20 protein-coding genes are annotated in these 20,418 nt (G+C 71.0%); 7 read left to right on the top strand and 13 right to left on the bottom strand.

Annotated elements, in window-relative coordinates:
* Positions 1-4: 4 nt before the first annotated feature.
* From rdgB to AB0C25_RS24200, 9 genes are all read right to left on the bottom strand, one after another.
* Positions 5-622 carry an RdgB/HAM1 family non-canonical purine NTP pyrophosphatase gene (rdgB, locus tag AB0C25_RS24240; RefSeq protein ID WP_357376519.1) on the bottom strand — a complete coding sequence of 206 codons (618 nt, stop codon included), beginning with the start codon at positions 620-622 and terminating at the stop codon, positions 5-7.
* 52 nt (positions 623-674) lie between these two features.
* Positions 675-1,400, bottom strand: a complete 726-nt coding sequence (gene rph / locus AB0C25_RS24235) for a ribonuclease PH (protein WP_357376518.1) — start codon at positions 1,398-1,400, stop codon at positions 675-677.
* Positions 1,401-1,476: 76 nt separating this feature from the next.
* Positions 1,477-2,220 (bottom strand): MBL fold metallo-hydrolase, encoded by a 744-nt coding sequence (locus AB0C25_RS24230; RefSeq protein ID WP_357255990.1) that lies wholly within the window; start codon positions 2,218-2,220, stop codon positions 1,477-1,479.
* 224 nt (positions 2,221-2,444) lie between these two features.
* Positions 2,445-3,410, bottom strand: coding sequence for a cysteine synthase (locus tag AB0C25_RS24225; protein ID WP_357376517.1), 966 nt, complete (start codon positions 3,408-3,410; stop codon positions 2,445-2,447).
* Positions 3,411-3,421: 11 nt separating this feature from the next.
* Positions 3,422-3,775: a MoaD family protein gene (locus AB0C25_RS24220; RefSeq protein ID WP_357376516.1), complete on the bottom strand. Its 354-nt coding sequence runs from the start codon at positions 3,773-3,775 to the stop codon at positions 3,422-3,424.
* Positions 3,776-3,841: 66 nt separating this feature from the next.
* Positions 3,842-4,330: a M67 family metallopeptidase gene (locus tag AB0C25_RS24215; protein ID WP_357255995.1), complete on the bottom strand. Its 489-nt coding sequence runs from the start codon at positions 4,328-4,330 to the stop codon at positions 3,842-3,844.
* A gap of 52 nt (positions 4,331-4,382) precedes the next feature.
* Entirely contained in the window at positions 4,383-4,877 is a 495-nt protein-coding gene (locus AB0C25_RS24210; RefSeq protein ID WP_357256025.1) for a DUF2017 domain-containing protein, read from the bottom strand.
* Positions 4,878-4,879: 2 nt separating this feature from the next.
* Complete coding sequence (clpS, locus tag AB0C25_RS24205) at positions 4,880-5,170, bottom strand: ATP-dependent Clp protease adapter ClpS (RefSeq protein WP_357376538.1); 291 nt, start codon at positions 5,168-5,170, stop codon at positions 4,880-4,882.
* 148 nt (positions 5,171-5,318) lie between these two features.
* On the bottom strand, positions 5,319-6,872 hold the full coding sequence (locus tag AB0C25_RS24200) for a hypothetical protein (protein WP_357376515.1): 1,554 nt from the start codon (positions 6,870-6,872) through the stop codon (positions 5,319-5,321).
* 197 nt (positions 6,873-7,069) lie between these two features.
* Here AB0C25_RS24200 and AB0C25_RS24195 point away from each other — a divergent pair, with 197 nt between their 5' ends.
* The 4 genes from AB0C25_RS24195 to AB0C25_RS24180 are packed head-to-tail and all read left to right on the top strand — an operon-like array spanning position 7,070 to position 12,970.
* On the top strand, positions 7,070-9,748 hold the full coding sequence (locus tag AB0C25_RS24195) for a LuxR C-terminal-related transcriptional regulator (RefSeq protein WP_357376514.1): 2,679 nt from the start codon (positions 7,070-7,072) through the stop codon (positions 9,746-9,748).
* Positions 9,749-9,764: 16 nt separating this feature from the next.
* Positions 9,765-11,051: a nicotinate phosphoribosyltransferase gene (locus tag AB0C25_RS24190; protein ID WP_357376513.1), complete on the top strand. Its 1,287-nt coding sequence runs from the start codon at positions 9,765-9,767 to the stop codon at positions 11,049-11,051.
* A gap of 49 nt (positions 11,052-11,100) precedes the next feature.
* The gene (locus tag AB0C25_RS24185) at positions 11,101-11,682 is read left to right on the top strand and encodes an isochorismatase family protein (protein ID WP_357376512.1); all 582 of its coding nucleotides are present in this window, start codon (positions 11,101-11,103) and stop codon (positions 11,680-11,682) included.
* A 40-nt stretch (positions 11,683-11,722) separates the two neighbouring features.
* Positions 11,723-12,970 (top strand): MFS transporter, encoded by a 1,248-nt coding sequence (locus AB0C25_RS24180; RefSeq protein ID WP_357376511.1) that lies wholly within the window; start codon positions 11,723-11,725, stop codon positions 12,968-12,970.
* An 842-nt stretch (positions 12,971-13,812) separates the two neighbouring features.
* Here the strand turns inward: AB0C25_RS24180 and ctaD are convergent.
* Together ctaD and AB0C25_RS24170 are read right to left on the bottom strand one after the other, a co-directional pair.
* Entirely contained in the window at positions 13,813-15,570 is a 1,758-nt protein-coding gene (ctaD, locus tag AB0C25_RS24175) for a cytochrome c oxidase subunit I (protein ID WP_357376510.1), read from the bottom strand.
* A gap of 130 nt (positions 15,571-15,700) precedes the next feature.
* Complete coding sequence (locus AB0C25_RS24170; RefSeq protein ID WP_357376509.1) at positions 15,701-16,807, bottom strand: FAD-dependent monooxygenase; 1,107 nt, start codon at positions 16,805-16,807, stop codon at positions 15,701-15,703.
* A 300-nt stretch (positions 16,808-17,107) separates the two neighbouring features.
* Between AB0C25_RS24170 and AB0C25_RS24165 the strand changes: the two genes are divergently transcribed.
* Positions 17,108-18,220 (top strand): cellulose binding domain-containing protein, encoded by a 1,113-nt coding sequence (locus AB0C25_RS24165; protein WP_357376508.1) that lies wholly within the window; start codon positions 17,108-17,110, stop codon positions 18,218-18,220.
* A gap of 162 nt (positions 18,221-18,382) precedes the next feature.
* Here AB0C25_RS24165 and AB0C25_RS24160 read toward each other — a convergent pair whose 3' ends face one another.
* Both AB0C25_RS24160 and AB0C25_RS24155 read right to left on the bottom strand, forming a co-directional pair.
* Positions 18,383-19,348 (bottom strand): N-acetylmuramoyl-L-alanine amidase, encoded by a 966-nt coding sequence (locus AB0C25_RS24160; RefSeq protein WP_357376507.1) that lies wholly within the window; start codon positions 19,346-19,348, stop codon positions 18,383-18,385.
* Positions 19,348-19,500: a hypothetical protein gene (locus AB0C25_RS24155; protein WP_357376506.1), complete on the bottom strand. Its 153-nt coding sequence runs from the start codon at positions 19,498-19,500 to the stop codon at positions 19,348-19,350. Before AB0C25_RS24155 ends, AB0C25_RS24160 begins: the two co-directional genes overlap by 1 nt.
* Before the next feature lie 237 nt (positions 19,501-19,737).
* On the opposite strand from AB0C25_RS24155, the gene AB0C25_RS24150 reads away from it, so the two are divergent.
* Both AB0C25_RS24150 and AB0C25_RS24145 read left to right on the top strand, forming a co-directional pair.
* Positions 19,738-20,103 carry a type II toxin-antitoxin system RelE/ParE family toxin gene (locus AB0C25_RS24150; protein ID WP_357256020.1) on the top strand — a complete coding sequence of 122 codons (366 nt, stop codon included), beginning with the start codon at positions 19,738-19,740 and terminating at the stop codon, positions 20,101-20,103.
* Positions 20,100-20,417, top strand: a complete 318-nt coding sequence (locus AB0C25_RS24145; protein WP_357376505.1) for a helix-turn-helix transcriptional regulator — start codon at positions 20,100-20,102, stop codon at positions 20,415-20,417. The genes AB0C25_RS24150 and AB0C25_RS24145 overlap by 4 nt, the downstream gene beginning before the upstream one ends.
* The last annotated feature ends 1 nt before the right edge of the window (position 20,418 follow it).

Genomic DNA, 20,418 nt, shown 5'->3' with positions numbered 1-20,418 from the left:
GTGCTCAGGCGGCGGGCGGCAGCACCTTGGCGATCAGTTTGGCCAGCTCGCGCAGCGCCTTGCCGCGGTGGCTGATCGCGTCCTTCTCCGCCGGGGTCAGCTCGGCGTTGGTCCGGTCCTGTCCGTCGCCCAGGAAGATCGGGTCGTAGCCGAACCCGCCGTCTCCGCGCGGAGCCCGCAGCACCCGACCGGACTGCCGACCGTCGACGAGGTGCTCCTTGCCGCCGGGCAGCACCAACGCCACGGTGCAGACGAACGAGGCGGCCCGTTGCTCGTCGGGCACGTCGCCGATCTGGTCCAGCAGCAGCTGAAGGTTGGCGCGGTCGTCGCCGTGCCGGCCGGACCAGCGGGCGCTGAACACCCCCGGCATGCCGTTGAGCGCGTCCACCGCGAGCCCGGAATCGTCGGCGATGGTCGGCAGCCCGCTCTGCCGGAACCCTTCCCGCGCCTTGATCAGCGCGTTCTCGCCGAAGGTCAGGCCGGTCTCCGGCAGCTCCTCGTACCGCTCGACGTCGTCCAGCCCGAGCAGGGCGATCCGCTGCGCGCCGAGCGCGCCGTCGAGAATTCGCTGGAGCTCGACAAGCTTCTTACGGTTACGGGTGGCGAGCAGGACCTTGTTCACGCTGAAACACCTCTGTTCGCGACTGCGGGGCTCGCAAGCTCACTCCTCGCGCTCACGCGAGTGCCTTCCGCTGGGCTTCGGCCAGATCCGCGCAACCCGCGACGGCCAGGTCGAGCAGGGCGTCGAGCTGGTCGCGGGCGAACACGCCCGCCTCGCCGGTGCCCTGCACCTCGACGAAGTCACCCGCGCCGGTGCACACCACGTTCATGTCCACCTCGGCGGCGACGTCCTCCTCGTAGCAGAGGTCCAGCCGTGCCTCACCGGCGATGATCCCCACGCTGACCGCGGCCACCGAGCGGTGCATCACCTTCTCCGGCTTACCGGCCAACGCCTTGCGGGCGGCGAGCCAGGTCACCGCGTCGTGCAACGCCACGTACGCGCCGGTGATCGCGGCCGTCCGGGTACCACCGTCGGCCTGGAGCACGTCGCAGTCGAGCACGATCGAGTTCTCGCCGAGCGCCTTCAGGTCGATGCTGGCTCGCAGGCTGCGGCCGACCAGCCGGGAGATCTCGTGGGTACGGCCGCCGACCCGGCCCTTGACGCTCTCCCGGTCGGAGCGGGTGTTGGTGGCCCGGGGCAGCATCGCGTACTCGGCGGTCACCCAACCGAGCCCGGAGCCCTTGCGCCAGCGGGGCACCCCCTCGGTGACGCTCGCCGTGCAGAGCACCCGGGTGCCGCCGAACTCGACGAGCACCGAGCCCTCCGGATGGGTGCTCCAGCCTCGGGTCAGGGTCACCGGTCGAAGTTGATTGGGCCCTCGCCCGTCAGGTCGCGCCATCCCTGCACCTTATGCGGTCCGGCGATCCACCTCGCTCGGGGTGCCCCGGGGAGCCTCCGCGCCCCGGCCCACCGGGTCAGACGTCGTAGCTGGCGCCGGGCCGGACCACGTCGATCGGACCGGCGTACGCGCCGGCGGCCGAGTCCAGGGTGTGCGCCTCACTGCCCCAGGCGGGCACCAGGTGGGTCAGCAGGAGCCGGCCCACCGCGGCCTTGGTCGCCGCCTCGCCAGCCTCCCGGCCGGTCAGGTGCAGATCCGGCGGATTGTCCATGCCATCGAGGTAGCTGGCCTCGCAGAGGAAGACGTCGACGTCCTGGGCCAGCCGCAGCAGCGCCGCGCAGGGCGCGGTGTCCGACGAGTAGCACAGTGACCGGCCGTCGTGCTCCAGCCGCACGCCGTACGTCTCGACGGGGTGGTTGACCCGGTCCACGGTGACGGTGAACGGGCCGATCGGGAAGGTGCCCGGCTGCAGGGCGTAGAACTGGTAGACGTCCTCCACCGAACCATCGTCGCCGTACGCGGCGCTGAGCCGGTCCGGTGCGCCGGAGGGGGCGTACACCGGCAGCGGTGGATAGGGGCCGTCCGGTGCGTACCGACGCACGACGACGTACAGGACGGCGTCGAACATGTGGTCGCAGTGCAGGTGGGTCAGCAGGATCGCGTCCGGGGCGTGCAGCCCCGCGTAGCGCTGGAGGCTGGACATCGACCCGGATCCAAAGTCGACAAGGAGACGGAAGCCGTCGGCTTCGACGAGATAGGCCGAGCAGGGCGACTCGGGGCCGGGAAAGCTACCGGCGCTGCCAAGGACAGTCAGTCGCATCGAGTTGTCTCGCTGTTACTGTCAGTAGCATCCGTGTGGGCAATCGCCTCAGCCATGATCTCTACCGACGCGTACGTCACGCTGCGCAGCCTACGCTGGGGTACCCGGCGGTAAGAATCATCCGGCGGAAGTTGTCACGAACGTGACACCTGCTCACGGTGCGCCGGACCGCGTACGGGCCGTCGACCCACGTCGACGGCCCGCACCCGGGAAGATCGGTCCGGTCAGGCCCAGAGCTGCCCCTCCAGGGCGTCCTCGGCATCGGCGAGCGTGCCGCCGTACGCGCCGGTGGACAGGTATTTCCAGCCACCGTCGCAGACCACGAAGGCCACGTCGGCCCGCCGGCCGTCGCGAACCGCCTCGTGCGCCACCGCGAGCGCGGCATGCAGGATGGCGCCCGTGGAGAAGCCGGCGAAGATGCCCTCCACCTCCACGAGTTGGCGGGTACGCAGCACCGCGTCCCGGGTGCCGACCGAGAAGCGCCGGGAGAGCACCGAGGCGTCGTAGAGCTCCGGCACGTACCCCTCGTCGATGTTGCGCAGGCCGTAGACCAGCTCGCCGTAGCGCGGCTCGGCCGCCACGACCTGGATGCCGTCGACCTTCTCCCGGAGGTAGCGGCCGGTGCCCATCAACGTGCCCGTGGTGCCGAGCCCGGCCACGAAGTGCGTGATGCTGGGCAGGTCGTGCAGCAGCTCCGGCCCGGTCGTCTCGTAGTGCGCCCGCGCGTTGGCCTCGTTGCCGTACTGGTAGAGCATCACCCAGTCCGGGTGTTCGGCGGCGATCAGCTTGGCCGTGGCGACCGCCTGGTTGGAACCACCCGCCGCCGGCGAGAAGATGATCTCGGCCCCGTACATCCGGAGCAACTGGATCCGCTCGGTGGAGACGTTCTCCGGCATCACGCAGACCAACCGGTAGCCACGCAACTTGGCCACCATCGCCAACGAGATACCGGTGTTGCCACTCGTCGGCTCGAGGATGGTGTCACCCGGCCGGAGCCGCCCGGCCTCCTCCGCCGCCCGGACCATGAACAGCGCCGCGCGGTCCTTGATGCTGCCGGTGGGGTTCCGGTCCTCCAGCTTGGCCCAGAGCCGCACCGGTGGGGCCCCGTCGGACACCGTCGGCGAGAGCCGGGGCAGGCCGACCAGCGGCGTACCCCCGCACGCGTCGAGCAGGCTGTCGTACCGCGCCATGGCGGCCGACCTCAGCCAGCCGCGACGGCGCCGCGGACCGCCGCCGCGGCGCTGTGCGAACTGATCGCCGCTGCTGCGGCGAAGCCGAACGCGCCGCCGGCCACCGCGGGCAGGATGGTGACGCTGTCACCGTCGGAGAGCTTGGCGTCCAGGGCACCGAGGAAACGGACGTCCTCGTCGTTCACGTAGACGTTGACGAAGCGGTGCAGCGTGCCAGCCTCGGTGATCAGCCGGCCACGCAGGCCGCCGTGCCGGGAATCCAGGTCGGTGAGCAGATCGGCGATGGTGTCGCCGCTGCCGTCGACGACCTTGGCGCCGCCGGTGTAGCTGCGCAGGATGGTGGGGATGCGAACCTCAATGGCCATGATGTCGAACTCCTCGATCGGGTGTGCCTACGGTGACGGGACGGGACGAGTGCGAACGCTGACGGATCAGCGGCCGGAACACTCGTAGTCGACCGTCGCCGGGCTCTGCCCGAACATGTAGGACTGGACGGCATGCGGGTCGACCCCGGCCTCCACGACCCGGACCGGCTCCTCGGCGATCACCCCGTCGACGATCCGGAACGAGCGGATCTCCTCGGAGTCGGGATCGCGGGTCGAGACGAGCAGGTAGTGCGCGCCCGGCTCACCGGCGAAGGAGACATCCGTGCGCGACGGGTACGCCTCGGTGGCGGTGTGCGAGTGGTAGATGACCACGGGTTCCTCGTCGCGGTCGTCCATCTCCCGCCACACGCGCAGGTGCTCCATCGAGTCGAACTCGTAGAAGGTCATCGACCGCGCGGCGTTGTCCATCGGGATGTGCCGGGTCGGGGTGTCGCTGCCGACGGGACCGGCGACGACGCCGCACGCCTCGTCGGGGTGATCCCGGCGCGCGTGGGCGACGATCGCGTCGATGATCGACCGGTCGATGCTCAGCACGAGGACCAGCCTAACGCCTGACGAGCGCGGGCCGAAGTGGTGCCGGTCACGCCTAGTCGATCAAGGCGTTGAGCAGCGACTCCTGCAAATACCCGAGATAGGCGTAGACCGACAGCTGGAACACCCGGCTGGATCCCGGGTCCTCGGCGACCGCGTCGTCCAACTCCTCGCCCAGGTCCGTGCCGTCCTTGATCTCCAGGCGGACACCCATCGCGAGCCGGGCGTCGTTCAACGCCCGCAGCCACGCCTCGGCCGCCTCGGCGTCGAGGCGTACCTCACCACCGGTGTCGTCGGGCAGCGCGGCCAGGATCGCCCCCGCCTGATCGATCTTCGCGGTCTTCAGGTCGCCCTCGGTGTACCGCCGGAACTCGGCCGTCCCCGGCGCGTCCTGCGGGTAGACCGCCGGGAAGAGCCGACCCACGACCGGGTCGGTGTGGTCGAAACCATCGGTGAGCAGGCCGACCACCTCGGAGGCGACCTTGCGCAGCACCCGCACCTCGTCGACCGCGAAGGTGGCGACGTAGCGGCCGGCCTGACGATGGAACATGCTCACGACCGGTCCACCGTCGCCCACAGCCCATACGCGTGCAGCTGCGACGCGTCGTGCTCCATCCGCTCCCGGACACCCGTGGAGACCACGGCCCGGCCCTTGTGGTGCACATCCAGCATCAGCTGCTCGGCCCTCTCCCGGCTGTAGCCGAATAGCTTCTGGAAGACCCAGGTCACGTACGTCATCAGATTGACCGGGTCGTCCCACACGATCGTCACCCATTGCCGGTCAGCCGCCGGCACCTCGTCAGTGTCCGGCGTCTCGACCGGTGCAACCTGTGGAGCCGCCATGCCCCCCATCGTGCCACCGGTTTCCCGGAACCGAGGAACCGGAACGCCGGCCCGGCGCGGATCGCCCACCCGGGACACCTCTGATCCGCCCCGGGCGACCTCGGACCCGTGGTGCGGCGCGGACCCGGACTCGGGGGCGGCCACACCGTCAGGCGAGCAGGATGCCGTGATCGACTGCATCGGAGAGCACCGCGCCCAGCGAGAGGCGGATCACCTCGAACCGTCGGGATATCTCCCGGGACAACCCCAGCTCGACCTCCCGCACCGCGCGCTGGGACCAGGCCCGCGCCGCGTTGTGGTCGTCGCTGCCGGGCGTACGCCACTGCTGCCAGCACCCGCCGGAGAGCGCCACCGCGATCGGCGGGAGCACCTCGTCGCGGAACACCGCCGGATAGTTGGCGAGGGCGTCGATCGCCTCCGGACCGGTCAACCCGGCCACCCCGGCTGTGCTGGTGATCAGCAGCACCTTGTCCAGCTCATGGCCGGGCCGGTCGTCCAGGCCGTACTGCACGGCGGTGGCGATCCGCCGCCGTACTCCTTCGGCCAGCGGCGCGCCGAGCACCCGGACCGCGGCGTCGGTGACGATGCCGCGCACCGCCTGGTCGCACTGGGCGGTGGCCAACAGCGACAGCGCCGCCATCTCCCGATCCAGGAGGTCCGGTAGGCCCGCGCAGCCGACCCCGAACACGATCTCCTGGACTGCCCGCAGGTGGATGTTCGCCAGTTCCAGTGCGAGGTGCTGACGGATCCGCTGCGCACACGTCCGGGTCTGCCGGTCCAGTTGCTCCGACCAGTCTCCCGGATCGGCGACCACGGCCACCCGGTCGTGTTGCCCCGGCAGCACCGGCGGTTCGACGCTGGCCCGCCGCAACCCCTCCTCCGACGACCAACCCACCAACGCCCGCCGCAGGTCGGCGGCGGAGTCGGTGCCGTGGGCGTCGACCGGGAACCACCGCGCGTCGGCGAGCGCCGGCACCGCGGCCAGCAGCGCCGCACGGTGCGCCGCCACGGTCACCGCGGCCGCGTCCATCTCGGTCGCCTGACCCCCGACCGGCGAGACGGACGCCCCCGCGTCCTCCGTCGTCGCCACGCCGTCGACCGGCGGGGCCCACCCTGCCGCGCCGGGGGTCACCGCGAAGACGACCTCCACCGGGGTCGGGGCGACCTCGGCGAGCAGGTTCAACTCGGCGGCGGTGAACGCCTGGTCGGCGGCGATCACGAAGAGCAGCGCGCCGGCCCGGCCCACCGCGTCGAGCAGCACCTGTCGGCCGGACACGCCGAGCGTCGCGGTGTCCGGTACGTCGATGAGCGTGAAGTGCCGTAGCACCGGCTCGGGCACGCTCAGCTCGACCCGCCGGGGTGGACGGGCCAACGCCGGGCCGGCGGCATTTCGGTCGGCCCCGTACGAGTGGGGCTGGCGGTAGCCGGGCACGTACGCCGCCCGGGTGGGCACCTTGGCGTTGCGCACCAGCAGCCAACTGCCCGACGGCACGGTGAGCATGACCGGGTCCAGCCCGAGCAACGTGGCGAGCACCGCGCGTCGTTCGGCGCCGGCCGGACCGACCGCGACCACGCCGAGCAGCTCCTCCGGGCCAGGGTTGGTAACGCCGACCTGGGAGGGCAGCGGGCCGCAGCGGGGCAGATCGGACGGGCCGACCACGTCATCCGAGGAGTCGACCGAGCGGAGAGGGCCCTGCTTCATCAGGTGGCCTCCCAGGGCAGGTGGCCGGACGCCCGGCCAGGTGGGGAATCCGGTCGAAAAACCCGGATGTCGGAAGACTACGGGCGGGCCGGTAACCAGGTGGAACACCTCGGATACTCAGCGGTAATTGTGCGGCTACTCAACTTCGTTGAGTGACGGTGCGGGCGCGGACGGATTCCGGTCGATATGCTGCGCGAATGAGTCGATGGAAGTTCGTCGGCCGGACCGATGAGCTCAACCGCCTGCTGGCGGCGGTGACCGGCGAGGCTGGTCGCGGGCTCTTCTTCAGCGGCAGCGCCGGGATCGGCAAGAGTCGGCTGCTGCGCGAGGGCGTGAGCACGTTGCCCACCGAACGCTTCGCGATCTGGTCCATCGCGGCCAGCGCCACCACCGCCGCACTACCGTTCGGCGGGCTGGTGCAGGTCCTTCCCGCCGAGCAGCCCCAGGGCCTCTCCCCCGCCGGCATCCTGCGCTGGGCGCTCAACGTGTTGCAACAGCAGGCTGCTGGTCGACGGATCGTGCTCGCCATCGACGACGCCCACCTGCTCGATCCACCCTCGGCGGCACTCGTGCACCTGGTCGCACGCGCGGAGAACGCCACAGTGGTCGGCACCCTGCGCGACGGCGAACAGATCCCGCTGCCGATCCGCGCACTCTGGACCGACGACCTGGTCGAGCACGTCGAGCTGACCCCGATGCCGCACGCGGAGACCGCCGGCCTGCTGGCGGCGATCCTGGGCGGCCCGGTCGACGCCAACTCCGCCGACCGGCTGGGCCGGCTGTCGGCCGGGAATCCGCTGCTGCTGCGGGAGCTGGTACACGCCGCCAACGGCAGCTCGGAGTTGAAACAGACCTACGGGATCTGGAAGTGGACCGGCCGACTGGAGCTGGCGCCCAACCTGACCGACCTGATCGACACCCGGGTCGGCAAACTCACCGACGGCGTCCGCGCGGTCGTCGAGCTTGTCGCGTTCGGCGAACCACTCGGCCTGCACCTGCTCAGGCAGGCCGCCGACCAGGTGGACGTGGAGACCGCCGAGGAGCGCGGGCTGATCAGCGTGGTCCAGAACGACCGACGGACGAACGTCCGGCTGGCCCATCCGCTGTACGGCGAGGTGATGCGCCGACGCTGCCCGGTCAGCCGCACCCGCCGGCTTCAGGCACACCTCGCCGAGCTGCTCGAACAGGTCGGTAAGCGCCGCCGCGACGACCTGCTGCGGGTCGCGGTGTGGCGCCTCGACTCCGGCACCGCACAGGATCCGGCCCTGCTGGTGGACGCGGCGGTCCAGGCGTTCACCCGGTACGACGTGCCGCTGGCGACCCGCCTGGCGCGGGCCGCGTTGCACGCCGGTGGCGGTTCCGACGCGGCGGAGCTGCTGGCCACCATCCTGATGTTCGCCGACCGGCCGGAGGAGGCCATCGAGGTCCTCGACGCCGTGACCCCCGAGCCCGGCGACGAGCGGCGATACTGCCGCTGGCTGACCGTCCGCGGAATGGTCAGCTACTGGGGGCTGAGCCAGCAGTCCACGGTGGAGGAGATCGCGAGCCGCGTCGAGCAGCTCAGCGACTCGGCGGACCGGTCCCGGGTGCATGCCTTCGAGGCGATCATGCGTCTGCACCGGATGGACACGAGCATCGCGGTACGGCTCAGCCAACAGGTGCTGGACCGACCGGCGGCAGGCGTCGCCGCCCGCGAGTTGGCCCGCTGCACCATCGCGTACGTCCAGGCCGCGCAGGGCCAGCTGACCCGCAGCGGTACGGCGATCGCCCAGGTGCACTCCGCCGTCGCCAACTGGCGCACCGACATGCCGTACCTGCAACTGGCTCTGGAGTTGGCCCGGGGCACCCGGCTCATGCTGACCGGCGACCTGGCCGGGATCGACGCGATAGTGGCCGACGAGTTCGCCGACCTCGCCGATGCCGGCGACTTCCGGCTCGGCACCGGCTACCTGGCCATCCTCCAGGCGTACGCGGCCCGGTTGCGTGGGCAGAGCGACGCCGCCACCCGCGCCTCGCTGGGTGCCTGCGCGGTGTTGGCCACCAGCCGGGTCTACGCCGGTCTGGCCCAGGCCGAGCGAGCCCAGTCGGCCGCGCTGCGCGGTGACGCCGCCCAGGCAGCCGTGGCGATGGCCGAGGCGGACCGCACCCACGCACCGGGCATGGCGGTGCTCTACCCGTGGCTGGAGCAGGCCCGGGGTGCGACGCTCGCCGCGTCGGGTGACCTGCCGGGTGCGGTCAAGCACCTCGGTGACCTGGTGGACCGGCTGCGCTCGGACGGGTTCGCCGGCCACGAGGTGCACGTCCTGCACGATCTCGTCCGGCTGGACCAGGCCGGCATGGCGGTCGGGCCCACCTGCTCCGACGGTGGTCGACGCACGGTGGCGCAGCGCCTGGCCGAGCTCTCCGAGCGGGTCGACGGGGTGCTCCCGCCGCTGCTGGCCCGGCACGCCCGCGCGGCGGTGACCGACTCCACCGCCGATCTGCTCGCGGTCGCCGACGACTACGCCGCGCTGGAGCTGACCGTGTACGCGGCCGAGGCCGCCTCCCAGGCCGTGCAGAGGCTGCGCCGGCAGCACTCGACGGCGGCCAACGGCGCCCGGGAACGTCTGGCCGGGTTGCTCGGGCACTGTGACCTGATCCGCACGCCAGCGCTGCACGCGGGGGCGCCGGTGTTGACCGAACGGGAGTGGCAGGTCGCCCGCCTCGCCGCGCACGGCGCGTCCAGCAGGGCCATCGCGGAACGGCTCTACCTCTCGGCGCGCACCGTCGAAAATCACCTCCAGCGGATCTACAGCAAGCTCGGCGTGACCGGACGGGCCGAGCTGTGGGCCGCGCTACGGTCGATCCCGGGCCACGACGACGGCAACGCGGACTGAACCTTAGGCTGGGGCGGTGAGCATCAACCGCCCCGCGCTGCTGACCGACCACTACGAGCTGACCATGGTCAGTGCGGCACTGAAGGACGGCACCGCCGACCGCCGGTGCGTCTTCGAGGTGTTCAGCCGCCGGCTGCCCAGCGGCCGCCGCTACGGCGTGGTCGCCGGCACGGCCCGACTGATCGAACTGATCCGCGACTTCAGGTTCGACCCCACCGAGGTCGACTTCCTGCGACGGACCGGCGTGGTCGACGACGCGGCCGCGGCCTGGCTCACCGACTACCGCTTCACCGGTGACATCGACGGGTACGCCGAGGGTGAGCTGTTCTTCCCCGGTTCGCCGATCCTCACCGTCTCCGGCGGTTTCGCCGAGTGTGTGGTGCTGGAGACGCTGGCACTCTCCGTGCTCAACCACGACAGCGCGGTGGCCGCGGCGGCGGCGCGGATGGTGACCGCGGCACGGGGTCGAGCGCTTATCGAGATGGGGTCGCGCCGGGCCCACGAGGAGGCGGCGGTGGCCGCGGCGCGGGCCGCGTACCTGGCCGGGTTCCGGTTCACCTCCAACCTCGCCGCCGGTGCGCGCTACGGCATCCCGACGGCGGGTACGGCGGCGCACGCGTTCACCCTGTTGCACGACGACGAGCGGGCGGCGTTCGCCTCGCAGGTCGCCACGCTGGGCAAGGACACCACGCTGCTGGTCGACACGTACGACATCAGCCAGGGCATCCGCAACGCGATAGCGGTGGCCGGGCCGGAACTGCGGGCGGTACGGATCGACTCGGGCGACCTGGCGGTGATCGCCCAGCAGTCCCGGGAGCTGCTCGACTCGTTGGGCGCCACCGAAACCAAGATCATCGTCTCCGGTGACCTCGACGAGTACTCGATCGCCGCCCTCGCCGCCGAACCGGTGGACATGTACGGCGCCGGCACGGCCGTGGTCACCGGCTCCGGGGCGCCGACCGCCGGGCTCGTCTACAAGCTCGTCGAGGTCGAGGGACGCCCGGTGGTGAAGCGCTCCGAGCACAAGGCGACCATCGGTGGCCGGAAGGTCGCGGTCCGCCGGCACAAGCCGACCGGCACCGCCACCGAGGAGATCATTGTGCCGCAGGGCGTACCGGACCGGCAGCCCAACGACCGCATGCTCCAGCACTCGTACGTGGTCGCCGGCGAGCCGGTGTGGCTGCCCACCCTCGACGAGTCGCGGGAGCACCTGCGCGAATGCCTGATCTCCATCCCGTGGGAGGGGCTGAAGCTCTCGGCCGGCGACCCGGCGGTCCCGGTCTCCGTCGTACCCGCCGACTGAACTCGTCGCGCACCGTCGCCGCAGACAGCCCGTGAGGAGAGGAACTCCAATGGCCAACGCACTGATCATCGTGGACGTGCAGAACGACTTCTGCGAGGGCGGCTCGCTGGCCGTCGAGGGCGGCGCTGGGGTGGCCGCCGGCATCTCCCGGCTGCTCGCCGCCGAGCCGGACCGCTGGGCGCACGTGGTCGCCACCAAGGACTACCACGTCGACCCGGGTGCGCACTTCGGCGATCCGCCGGACTTCGTGGAGTCCTGGCCGCGGCACTGCGTGGTCGGCACCAGCGGCTCGGAGTTCCACCCCGAACTGAACACCGATCGAGTCGAGGTGATCTTCCACAAGGGCGAGCACGCGGCGGCGTACTCCGGGTTCGAGGGGCATGCCGACGACGGCGAGTGCCTGGCCGACTGGCTGCGCCGGCACGACGTGGATCGGGTGGATGTGGTCGGCATCGCCACCGACCACTGCGTCCGGGCGACCGCGTTGGACGCCGCCCGGGAGGGGTTCGCCACCACCGTGCTGCTCGAACTGACCGCCGCCGTCGCTCCGGCGACCACCGACGTGGCACTACGCGCCATGGACGGCGCCGGGGTCACCCTGCAGGGCCAGCCTGTGATCAGGGCCGCATAAGACCCTAATTGGCTGGCCATCGGGCCGCCGCCGGTCGAGGATGTCGCCGGAGGTACGGACCCACGTGAACATGAAGCCTTACCGGCAGGCACTCGCCCTGCCCGGCCTGCGGTCGCTCCTGCTGGTCGCCGTCCTTGCCCGCATACCCCTCACCGCGACCGGGGTGACGCTGACCTTCCACGTGGTGCTCGACCTCGATCGGGGCTACGGGGCCGCTGGCCTGGTGGGCGCGGCCGTCACCGTGGGTGCGGCGATCGGTGGGCCGCTTCTCGGCCGACTGGTGGACCGGCGTGGACTGCGCCCGGTCCTCGTGCTCACCGGCATCACCGAGGCGATCTTCTGGTCCACCGCGCCCGGACTGCCGTACCCCCTGCTGCTGCCGGCCGCCTTCGTGGCCGGCTCCCTGGCCCTGCCCATCTTCTCGGTGGTCCGTCAGTCGATCGCGGCGCTGGTTCCGGAGGACCGACGACGCCCCGCGTACGCGCTGGACTCGATGTCGGTGGAACTGTCCTTCATGATCGGCCCAGCGTTGGCGGTGGCCCTGTGCACCGCGATCTCCGCACAGACCACCATGTACCTGGTCGGCGGCGGCATCGTCGCCGCCGGGATCGCCCTGTGGCTGGTCAACCCACCGATGCGCGACGCCGCCGAGGCCACCGCTCCCGAGCGCCGGACGCCTCGCCGGGAGTGGCTGACACCTCGACTGCTCGCCGTGCTGGCGCTCAGCGGCGCCGCGACCCTGGTGCTCGGTGGCACCGACGTGGCGGTGGTCGCCGTCCTGCGGGCCAGCGGCGAGGTCGGCTGGACCGGCGCGGTGCTGGCCATCTGGGCGGTCGCCTCGCTGGTCGGTGGCTTCGCCTACGGGGCCGTCCACCGCTCGTTCTCCCCGCTGATCCTGACCGCCGCCCTCGCCCTGTGCACCATTCCGGTCGGGCTGGGCGGTGCGCACTGGTGGCTGCTCAGCCTGGCACTGATTCCGGCCGGCGCGCTCTGCGCGCCGACCATCGCGGCCGGGTCCGACGCGGTCAGCCGCCTGGTTCCAGCCGAGGTACGCGGTGAGGCGATGGGCCTGCACGGCTCCGCGGTCACCGTCGGCATCGCGATCGGCGCGCCACTCGCCGGCGCGGTGATCGACGCCACCTCGCCGCCCTGGGGCTTCGCGGTCACCGGCGCCCTCGGCGCACTTGTCACCCTCGTGGTACTCACGATCGAGCTCCGCCGCCGCCGCACCGCCGACGCGGCCACCCCGCCGCCGGTCGAAGCCGACCTCACCCCCGCCGCCCGCTGACGCTGCCGACCAGCCGGCACCACTCGCGGCGCGGGCACGCTTGGCGCGGGCACGCTTGGCGCGGGCGCTTGGCGCGGGCGCTTGGCGCGGGCGCTTGGCGCGGGCGCTTGGCGCGGGCGCTTGGCGCGGGCGCTTGGCGCGGGCGCTTGGCGCGGGCGCGCCCGAGCGCCGTACGTGCGTTCCCCGGCCGCGTGGCCACTCCGCTTGCCACAGGGACTATCGCTGGCCACGGCCGCACCCACGCCATCGCGGGGCCCCCACGTCCATCGGCACGCACTCCCCCGCAGGGCATCCACACCCAGCGCACGGGCGCGCGCTCCCCGCAGCAGCGGTGGCTCACCGCATACATGCTCGCAGCACATATACCTGTGAGTCATAAATATGACTCACAGGTATATCGCTCTACGGTTCATGGGTCCGCGGGTGCCGGCGGACCGGGTCGTGGCGGCCAAGCCGAGCAAACCAAGCCAAGCAGGTCAGGCTGGGCAGGCCACGCTGGGCCGAGCAGGTCAGGCTGGGCAGGCCACGCTGGGCCGGGCAGGCCACGCCGAGCCGGGCAGGCCACGCCGGGCCGGGCAGGCCACGCCGGGCCGGGCAGGCCACGCCGGGCCGGGCAGGCCGCCCCGGGCCGGGCAGGCCACGCCGGGCCGGGCAGGCCACGCCGGGCCGGGCAGGCCACGCCGGGCAGGCATCACCGAGCCGGGCAGACAAGTCCGAGCAGCCCGAGCAGGCCGAGCAGGCCGCGCGGAGCGGACGGGCGGGCAGGGGTGGGGTGCACATGGCGACGGGCGCCGCTCCCGGTGGTCCGGGGGCGGCGCCCGTCGTACTGCTGGGCCTGAGCGTCAGTGCCGGTCGATGTCGCTCGCGGTGTCCTCGCGGTAGCTGGCGCCGCCGTCCGACTCGCTCGTGAGCGGCTTCGAGCCGCCCTCGGGCGGGCCGGCCAGGGTCTGACCGGCGGCCAGCTCCGGGAACTTCGCGTCGAACGCCGGCCGCTCGGAGCGGATGCGGGGCATCCGGTCGAAGTTGCGCAGCGGCGGCGGGCTGCTGGTCGCCCACTCCAGCGAGTTGCCGTGGCCCCAGGGGTCGTTGACCTCCACCACCGGGCCGGTCTTGTACGACTTCCAGCAGTTGTAGATGAACGGCAGCGTGGAGATACCGGTGACGAACGCGCCGATCGTGGAGATCGTGTTCAGCGTGGTGAAGCCGTCGATGGGCTGGTAGTCGGCGTACCGGCGGGGCATGCCCTCGGCACCGAGCCAGTGCTGCACCAGGAACGTGGTGTGGAAGCCGATCATGGTGAGCCAGAAGTGCACCTTGCCCAGGCGCTCGTCGAGCATCCGGCCGAACATCTTCGGGAACCAGAAGTAGATGCCGGCGAAGACCGCGAACACGATGGTGCCGAAGAGCACGTAGTGGAAGTGCGCCACCACGAAGTACGAGTCCGACACGTGGAAGTCGATCGGCGGGCTGGCCAGCAGCACACCGGTGAGACCACCGAAGAGGAACGTGACCAGGAAGCCGACCGCCCAGAGCATGGGCGTCTCGAAGCTGATCTGGCCCCGCCACATGGTGCCGATCCAGTTGAAGAACTTCATACCGGTCGGCACGGCGATCAGGTAGCTCAGGAAGCTGAAGAACGGCAGCAGCACCTGGCCGGTGGCGAACATGTGGTGCGCCCAGACGCTCATGGAGAGCGCGGCGATCGCGACGGTCGCGGCGACCAGACCCTTGTAGCCGAAGATCGGCTTGCGGGAGAAGACCGGAATGATCTCGCTGATGATGCCGAAGAACGGCAGCGCGACGATGTAGACCTCGGGGTGCCCGAAGAACCAGAACAGGTGCTGCCAGAGCATCGGCCCACCGGTTGCGGGGTCGTACACGTGGGCGCCGAGGATGCGGTCCGCGGCGAGCGCGAAGAGCGCGGCGGCCAGCAGCGGGAAGACCAGGATCACCAGGAGGCTGGTGACCAGGATGTTCCACGTGAAGATCGGCATCCGGAACATGGTCATGCCGGGCGCGCGCAGGGTCAGCACCGTGGTGATCATGTTTACCGCGCCGAGGATGGTGCCCAGACCGGAGATGGCCAGACCCATGATCCACATGTTGGCGCCGACGCCGGGCGAGTGCTCGACGCTGCTCAGCGGGGCGTACGCGAACCAGCCGAAGTCGGCGGCGCCACCCGGGGTGAGGAAACCGGCGGTCGCCATCGTGCCACCGAACAGGTACAGCCAGTAGGCGAAGCTGTTCAGGCGGGGGAAGGAGACGTCGGGCGCGCCGATCTGGATCGGCACGATGTAGTTCGCGAAGGCGAACACGATCGGCGTCGCGAAGAACAGCAACATGATCGTGCCGTGCATCGTGAAGAGCTGGTTGTACTGCTCCGGCGACAGGAACTGCAGCCCGGGTCGGGCCAGCTCAGCACGCATGATCAGGGCCATCAGGCCACCGATCATGAAGAACGCGAACGCGGTGACCATGTACATGATCCCGATTTGCTTCGCGTCCGTGGTTCGCAGCAGCCGCGCGATGGCCGACCCCTTGACCGGCTCCCGGACCGGCCAGGGCCGGGTCACGACCGGCTTGGGTGCGACGGTGGTCACGAGTGGCCTCCGGTTCTCGGTTGTCCCGCTCGGCACACGCTGTTTATCGGCGGGCCGTCATCCGCAAGGAGGATAGTCCCCGGCAGGTCGCAGCGCCGCGTGGGGTGGCGTGACACGATCTACTACGGGCCTACAGCGGGCCGAGCAGTAGCCGGTAGTGCTCCCCGAAGATTCGGCCGCCGCGCCCGCGCAGCAGCGGGTCGCGCAGCGCCGGCGGCACGTCCCTGGTCCGGTTGCGGTCCCGGGTCCGGTCCCGCACCCATCGGGTACGCGGACGACGACGACTCTCGTACGCCACCAGGGCGGCTTCCACGCTGCCGGCGGCGCGCAACGATTCCGCGAGCACCACCGCGTCCTCAAGTGCCATCGCCGCTCCCTGGGAGAGCGTGGGCGCGGTGGCGTGCGCGGCATCGCCGACCAGGAGCACCCGTCCCCGGTACCAGCGGCCCAACTCCACCTCGTCGGTGATCCCGACGTGCACCTTGTCGAGTGCCGCCAGCACCTCCGGCACCGGGCCGCGGTAGTCGGCGAAGAGTTCGCGCAACCGGGCCAGCGGATCGGCGGGCTCCTCGGTGCCGGCCTCGTCGGCGTAGAGGTGCAGTCGCCCCGCTCCGATCGGCACCATCAGGAACCCGGAGCGCTGGCCGAGCAGGGCGGTCCACTCGGTGACGGGTGGGCCGTCGCGCAGCACGGCCCGGTAGACCACCTGACCGACCGGGCGGGGCGGCCCGCCGAGCGCGGCCAGCGCGCGGACCGAGGAGCGTGGCCCGTCGGCACCGATGACCAGGTCGTACTCGGCGGTGGTGCCGTCGGTGAAGGTGACCCCGACCGCGCCCGGCAGCAGCTCCAGGGTGCGGACCTCGGCACCGTGCCGGACGGCGCCGCCGGCACCGCTGAGCAGCACCCGGTGCAGGTCGGCCCGGGGCAGCGCCCGGCATTCGCCGACGCCGGCCCAGAGGGTGTCGAGGTCGACCTCGCAGAGTCGCGCGCCGGTGGCGTCGAAGAACAGCTGCCGGTGGATCACCTGCCCGAGCGGGCGGACCGGGTGGTGCAGATCGAGCCGGTGCAGCGCGCGGGCGGCGTTGCCGGGCAGGTAGAGGCCGGCTTCGGTGGACTCCCCCGGTGGCAGCTTGTCGGTGACGTCGGGCCGGAAGCCCGCGAGGCGCAGGGCCCGAGCCGCGGCCAGGCCGGCGATGCCCGCGCCGACGACGAGGATGCGCAGGGGGGAGCCACCCATGGTGGTGTACGCCTCCGGAGGGGGAGCGGAACGCGTTGGAGGCAACACGCTACTCGGAGCGATCGGCGCACGCCAGGCCCGATCGGCCGCGCGGCTCCACTCGTCGGCGTGCCCGAGCCGCTTGGCTGGTCGCCCGTCGGCAGCCGTCCGGTGGGTGCACGGCAATCCGCCCGATTCATCAGTTTGCCGCGTACGGTTGCGCAGCAGTTTCAGGCATGTAAATGTGTCGTTGAGCGTGGGAGCGCTCCCGCACCACCCCACCACACGCGGCGCCCGGCATGCGCCGAGTCAAGGAGCGTCATGAAACGTCAACTTCGGGCCCTGGCCGCCGCCGGCGTGCTGCTCGCCGGCTCGCTGGTAGCGGTGGCCTTCGGCGGCACAGCTTCCGCCGACACCCAGATCTGCGAACAGTACGGCTCGACAGTCATCCAGGGCCGCTACGTGGTGCAGAACAACCGCTGGGGCACCACCGCCCAGCAGTGCATCAACGCCACCAACAACGGCTTCGAGATCACCACCCTGAACGGCAGCAGCCCCACCAACGGGGCGCCCACGGCGTACCCCTCGGTGTTCTTCGGTTGTCACTACACCAACTGCTCCCCCGGCACGAACCTGCCGATCCAGGTGAGCCAGATCAGCAGCGCCACCAGCAGCATCTCCTACCGCTACGTCAGCGGGGCGACCTACAACGCGTCGTACGACATCTGGCTGGACCCGTCGCCCAAGCGGGACGGGGTGAACCAGATGGAGATCATGATCTGGCTCAACCGGCAGGGTCCGATCCAGCCCATCGGCTCGGTCGTCGGCACGACGAACCTGGCCGGCCGCACCTGGGAGGTCTGGCGGGGTAGCAACGGCTCCAACAACGTCATCTCCTACGTCGCGTCGTCGGCGATCTCCAGCCTGAACTTCAGCGTGCTGGACTTCATCAACGACACCCGCAACCGGGGCGCGATCACCAACTCCTGGTACCTGACCAGCATCCAGGCCGGCTTCGAGCCCTGGCAGGGTGGCGCCGGCCTCGCGGTGACCTCGTTCTCAGCGAACGTCAACGGTGGCGGCCAGCCGCCGACGACCCCGCCGCCGGGCGGTGGCGCGAGCTGCGCGGTGAAGTACACGGCGAACTCGTGGAACAACGGCTTCACGGCAGACGTGCAGATCAGCAACACCGGGTCCAGCGCGATCAACGGTTGGACGCTGACCTACAGCCTGCCCGGCGGGCAGCAGGTCACCAACGCCTGGAACGCCACGGTGAGCCAGAGCGGGTCGACGGTGACCGCCCGCAACGTCGGCCACAACGGGTCGGTCGGACCCGGTGGCACGGCCAGCTTCGGCTACCAGGGCACGCTGAGCGGGTCGTACTCGTCCCCCACCAGCTTCTCGCTCAACGGGGCAACCTGCTCCCGCTCCTGAACCTGCGGTGGGGGCGCGACCGTCCGGTCGCGCCCCCACCACTCAAAAGATCCACTCGGGTTACCTGAAGTCGGGGCATCATCGCGCCTGGGACGCCCCGACTTTCAGAAAGTCGAGTCGATCAAGCCCGGACGGCCGAGATCAAGCGCCGGAAGGCAGCCGTCAGACGCGGGTGAGGCGTACGGCGTCGGCGATGACCAGGCCGGTGGTGTTGCTCCACCGGCTCACGCCCACCCGGTTGGCGTCGCCCGCCGGGAGAGCGAACGTGCCGAGGACGCGCCACTGCCCGCCGGTGGCCCGTTGGTCGACCCGCACCGTCTGGTTGCCGGTGCTGGTGGCGACGATGTACGGGGCGGCGCTGTTGTAGCCGGAGTTCGCCGGCCACCAGGCCTCGACCCGGTAGCTGGCGGTGGCCGGGACGTTGAACCGGTACCACGCGACGTCGCTGGCCGCGACCGGGTCCGCGTACCGGTAGTCGGCCCCGTAGCGCTGCCCGGAGTACGACGACACGCCCCAGTTGGCGCTGGCGGTGAACCGGCCGCTGGTCGTGTTGTCCACCGTGGAGGACCAGGCCGTGCCGCCGCCGGCCATCCTCGCCGCCACGTCGGCCCGCATCACGTTCAGGTCGATGAACGACGGGTCGATCTTGCCGGTGGTGCTGGTCTCCCGGTGCCCCCGGGCATAGCTGCTGTCCCGGCCCAGGCGGGTGAGCACGGCAGCGGTGGCGGCCAGCGACGCGCTGTACTGCGCGGCGGTCATCTCCTGACTGACGCCGTTGTAGTCGATCTCCCACCCGATCATGAGGGTGTTGCCGTCGCCCGCCGGGATCGGCCCGCTGCCGCCGCTGACTCCGGCGTGGTTGCAGCGGCCGGCGGAGATGACGTGGAAGACACCGTTGTAGTCAACGAGCGCCTGGCAGAGCGGGCCGGGCAGGTCGGACCGGCCGTTGATGCAGATGCCGAGCGCCGGGTGCGGGTTGCTGGCGCTGGAGGTCGAGGCGGTGTGGTGCCAGAGCACCCCGATCGGGTCGAAGGAGCCCGGTCGCATCCGGTTGAGCCAGTCCCCCTCGACGACGACCTGGACCCCGGCGGCGCGCAGGACGTCCACCAGCCAGGGAATCGTCGCCATCAGGCGTCCTGGAGCAGGTCGGCGAGACACTCGGCCTTCGGCGCGGCACTCGCCGGGGCGGGTCGGGCGACGACGGTCAGCGCGGCGGCCACCAGGGCCGGGATGCCGAGCACCCCACGGCGGCGCAGGCGGGTGGACGAGGGTCGGGACATGGCGATCCTCCAGCGACGGCGGGTTTCGAACGGATCGACGAGCGTGCTGACGGGCACGCTATACCGTCACGAACGTCGATGTCGATACCCTTCATCATCATGTAGCTCACTGAAGGAAATCGCCGACTCAGACCTCGCCGAGCGCGCCGATGTCCGCGCATCTCCTCGGCCGCCACGCTGCGCGGCTACCTGTGCAACCTCACACACCCCAGGTATAGCAGACGCTATACTTCACGGATGGCAACGGACGAGTGGGAGATCTACCTCGTCAGCGAAGTACAGGAGTGGATCGACAGCCTCGATCCACTCACCCACGCCCGCGTCGTGCAAGCCATCGACTTGCTCGCCGAAGCTGGTCCAGGGCTCGGCCGGCCGCTGGTCGACACGATCCACGGCTCGTCGGTCGCCAACCTCAAAGAGCTGCGCCCCGGCACCGTACGCATACTCTTCGCCTTCGACCCGTGGCGTTCCAGCATCCTGCTCGTCGCCGGAGACAAGGCCGGACGATGGCAGCAGTGGTACGCGGAGGCAATCCCCCTGGCCGAGCAACGCTACGAGATCTATCTGAAGGAACGCGCCGAGGAGGAGGGCCGACAGCCATGAGCAGCTACGCACGCTGGAGCGACATCCGCGCCGCTCAGGTCGAGCGCGCCGGCGGCGAACAGGCCGTCGAGACGGGCAAGCAGGAACTACTCGCCACCGTGGTCGGACACCGCCTTGCCGAGGTACGCCGCGCCCGTGGCCTAACCCAACAGCAGGTCGCCGAACGCATGAGCGTCACCAAAGGCCGCGTCTCCCAAATCGAACAGGGCAAGATCTCCGGCCAAGACATCGTCGCCCGCTACGCCGCCGCCCTCGGCGGACGCCTCCACCAAGCCATCTACTTCGACGACGGTGACATCGCCGCCATCGCATAAC

The organism is Micromonospora sp. NPDC048839 (genome assembly GCF_040649915.1).
Lineage (GTDB): Bacteria > Actinomycetota > Actinomycetes > Mycobacteriales > Micromonosporaceae > Micromonospora.
The sequence above is the reverse complement of the archived record's forward strand: the minus strand, read 5'-3'. Positions and strand labels throughout refer to the sequence as shown.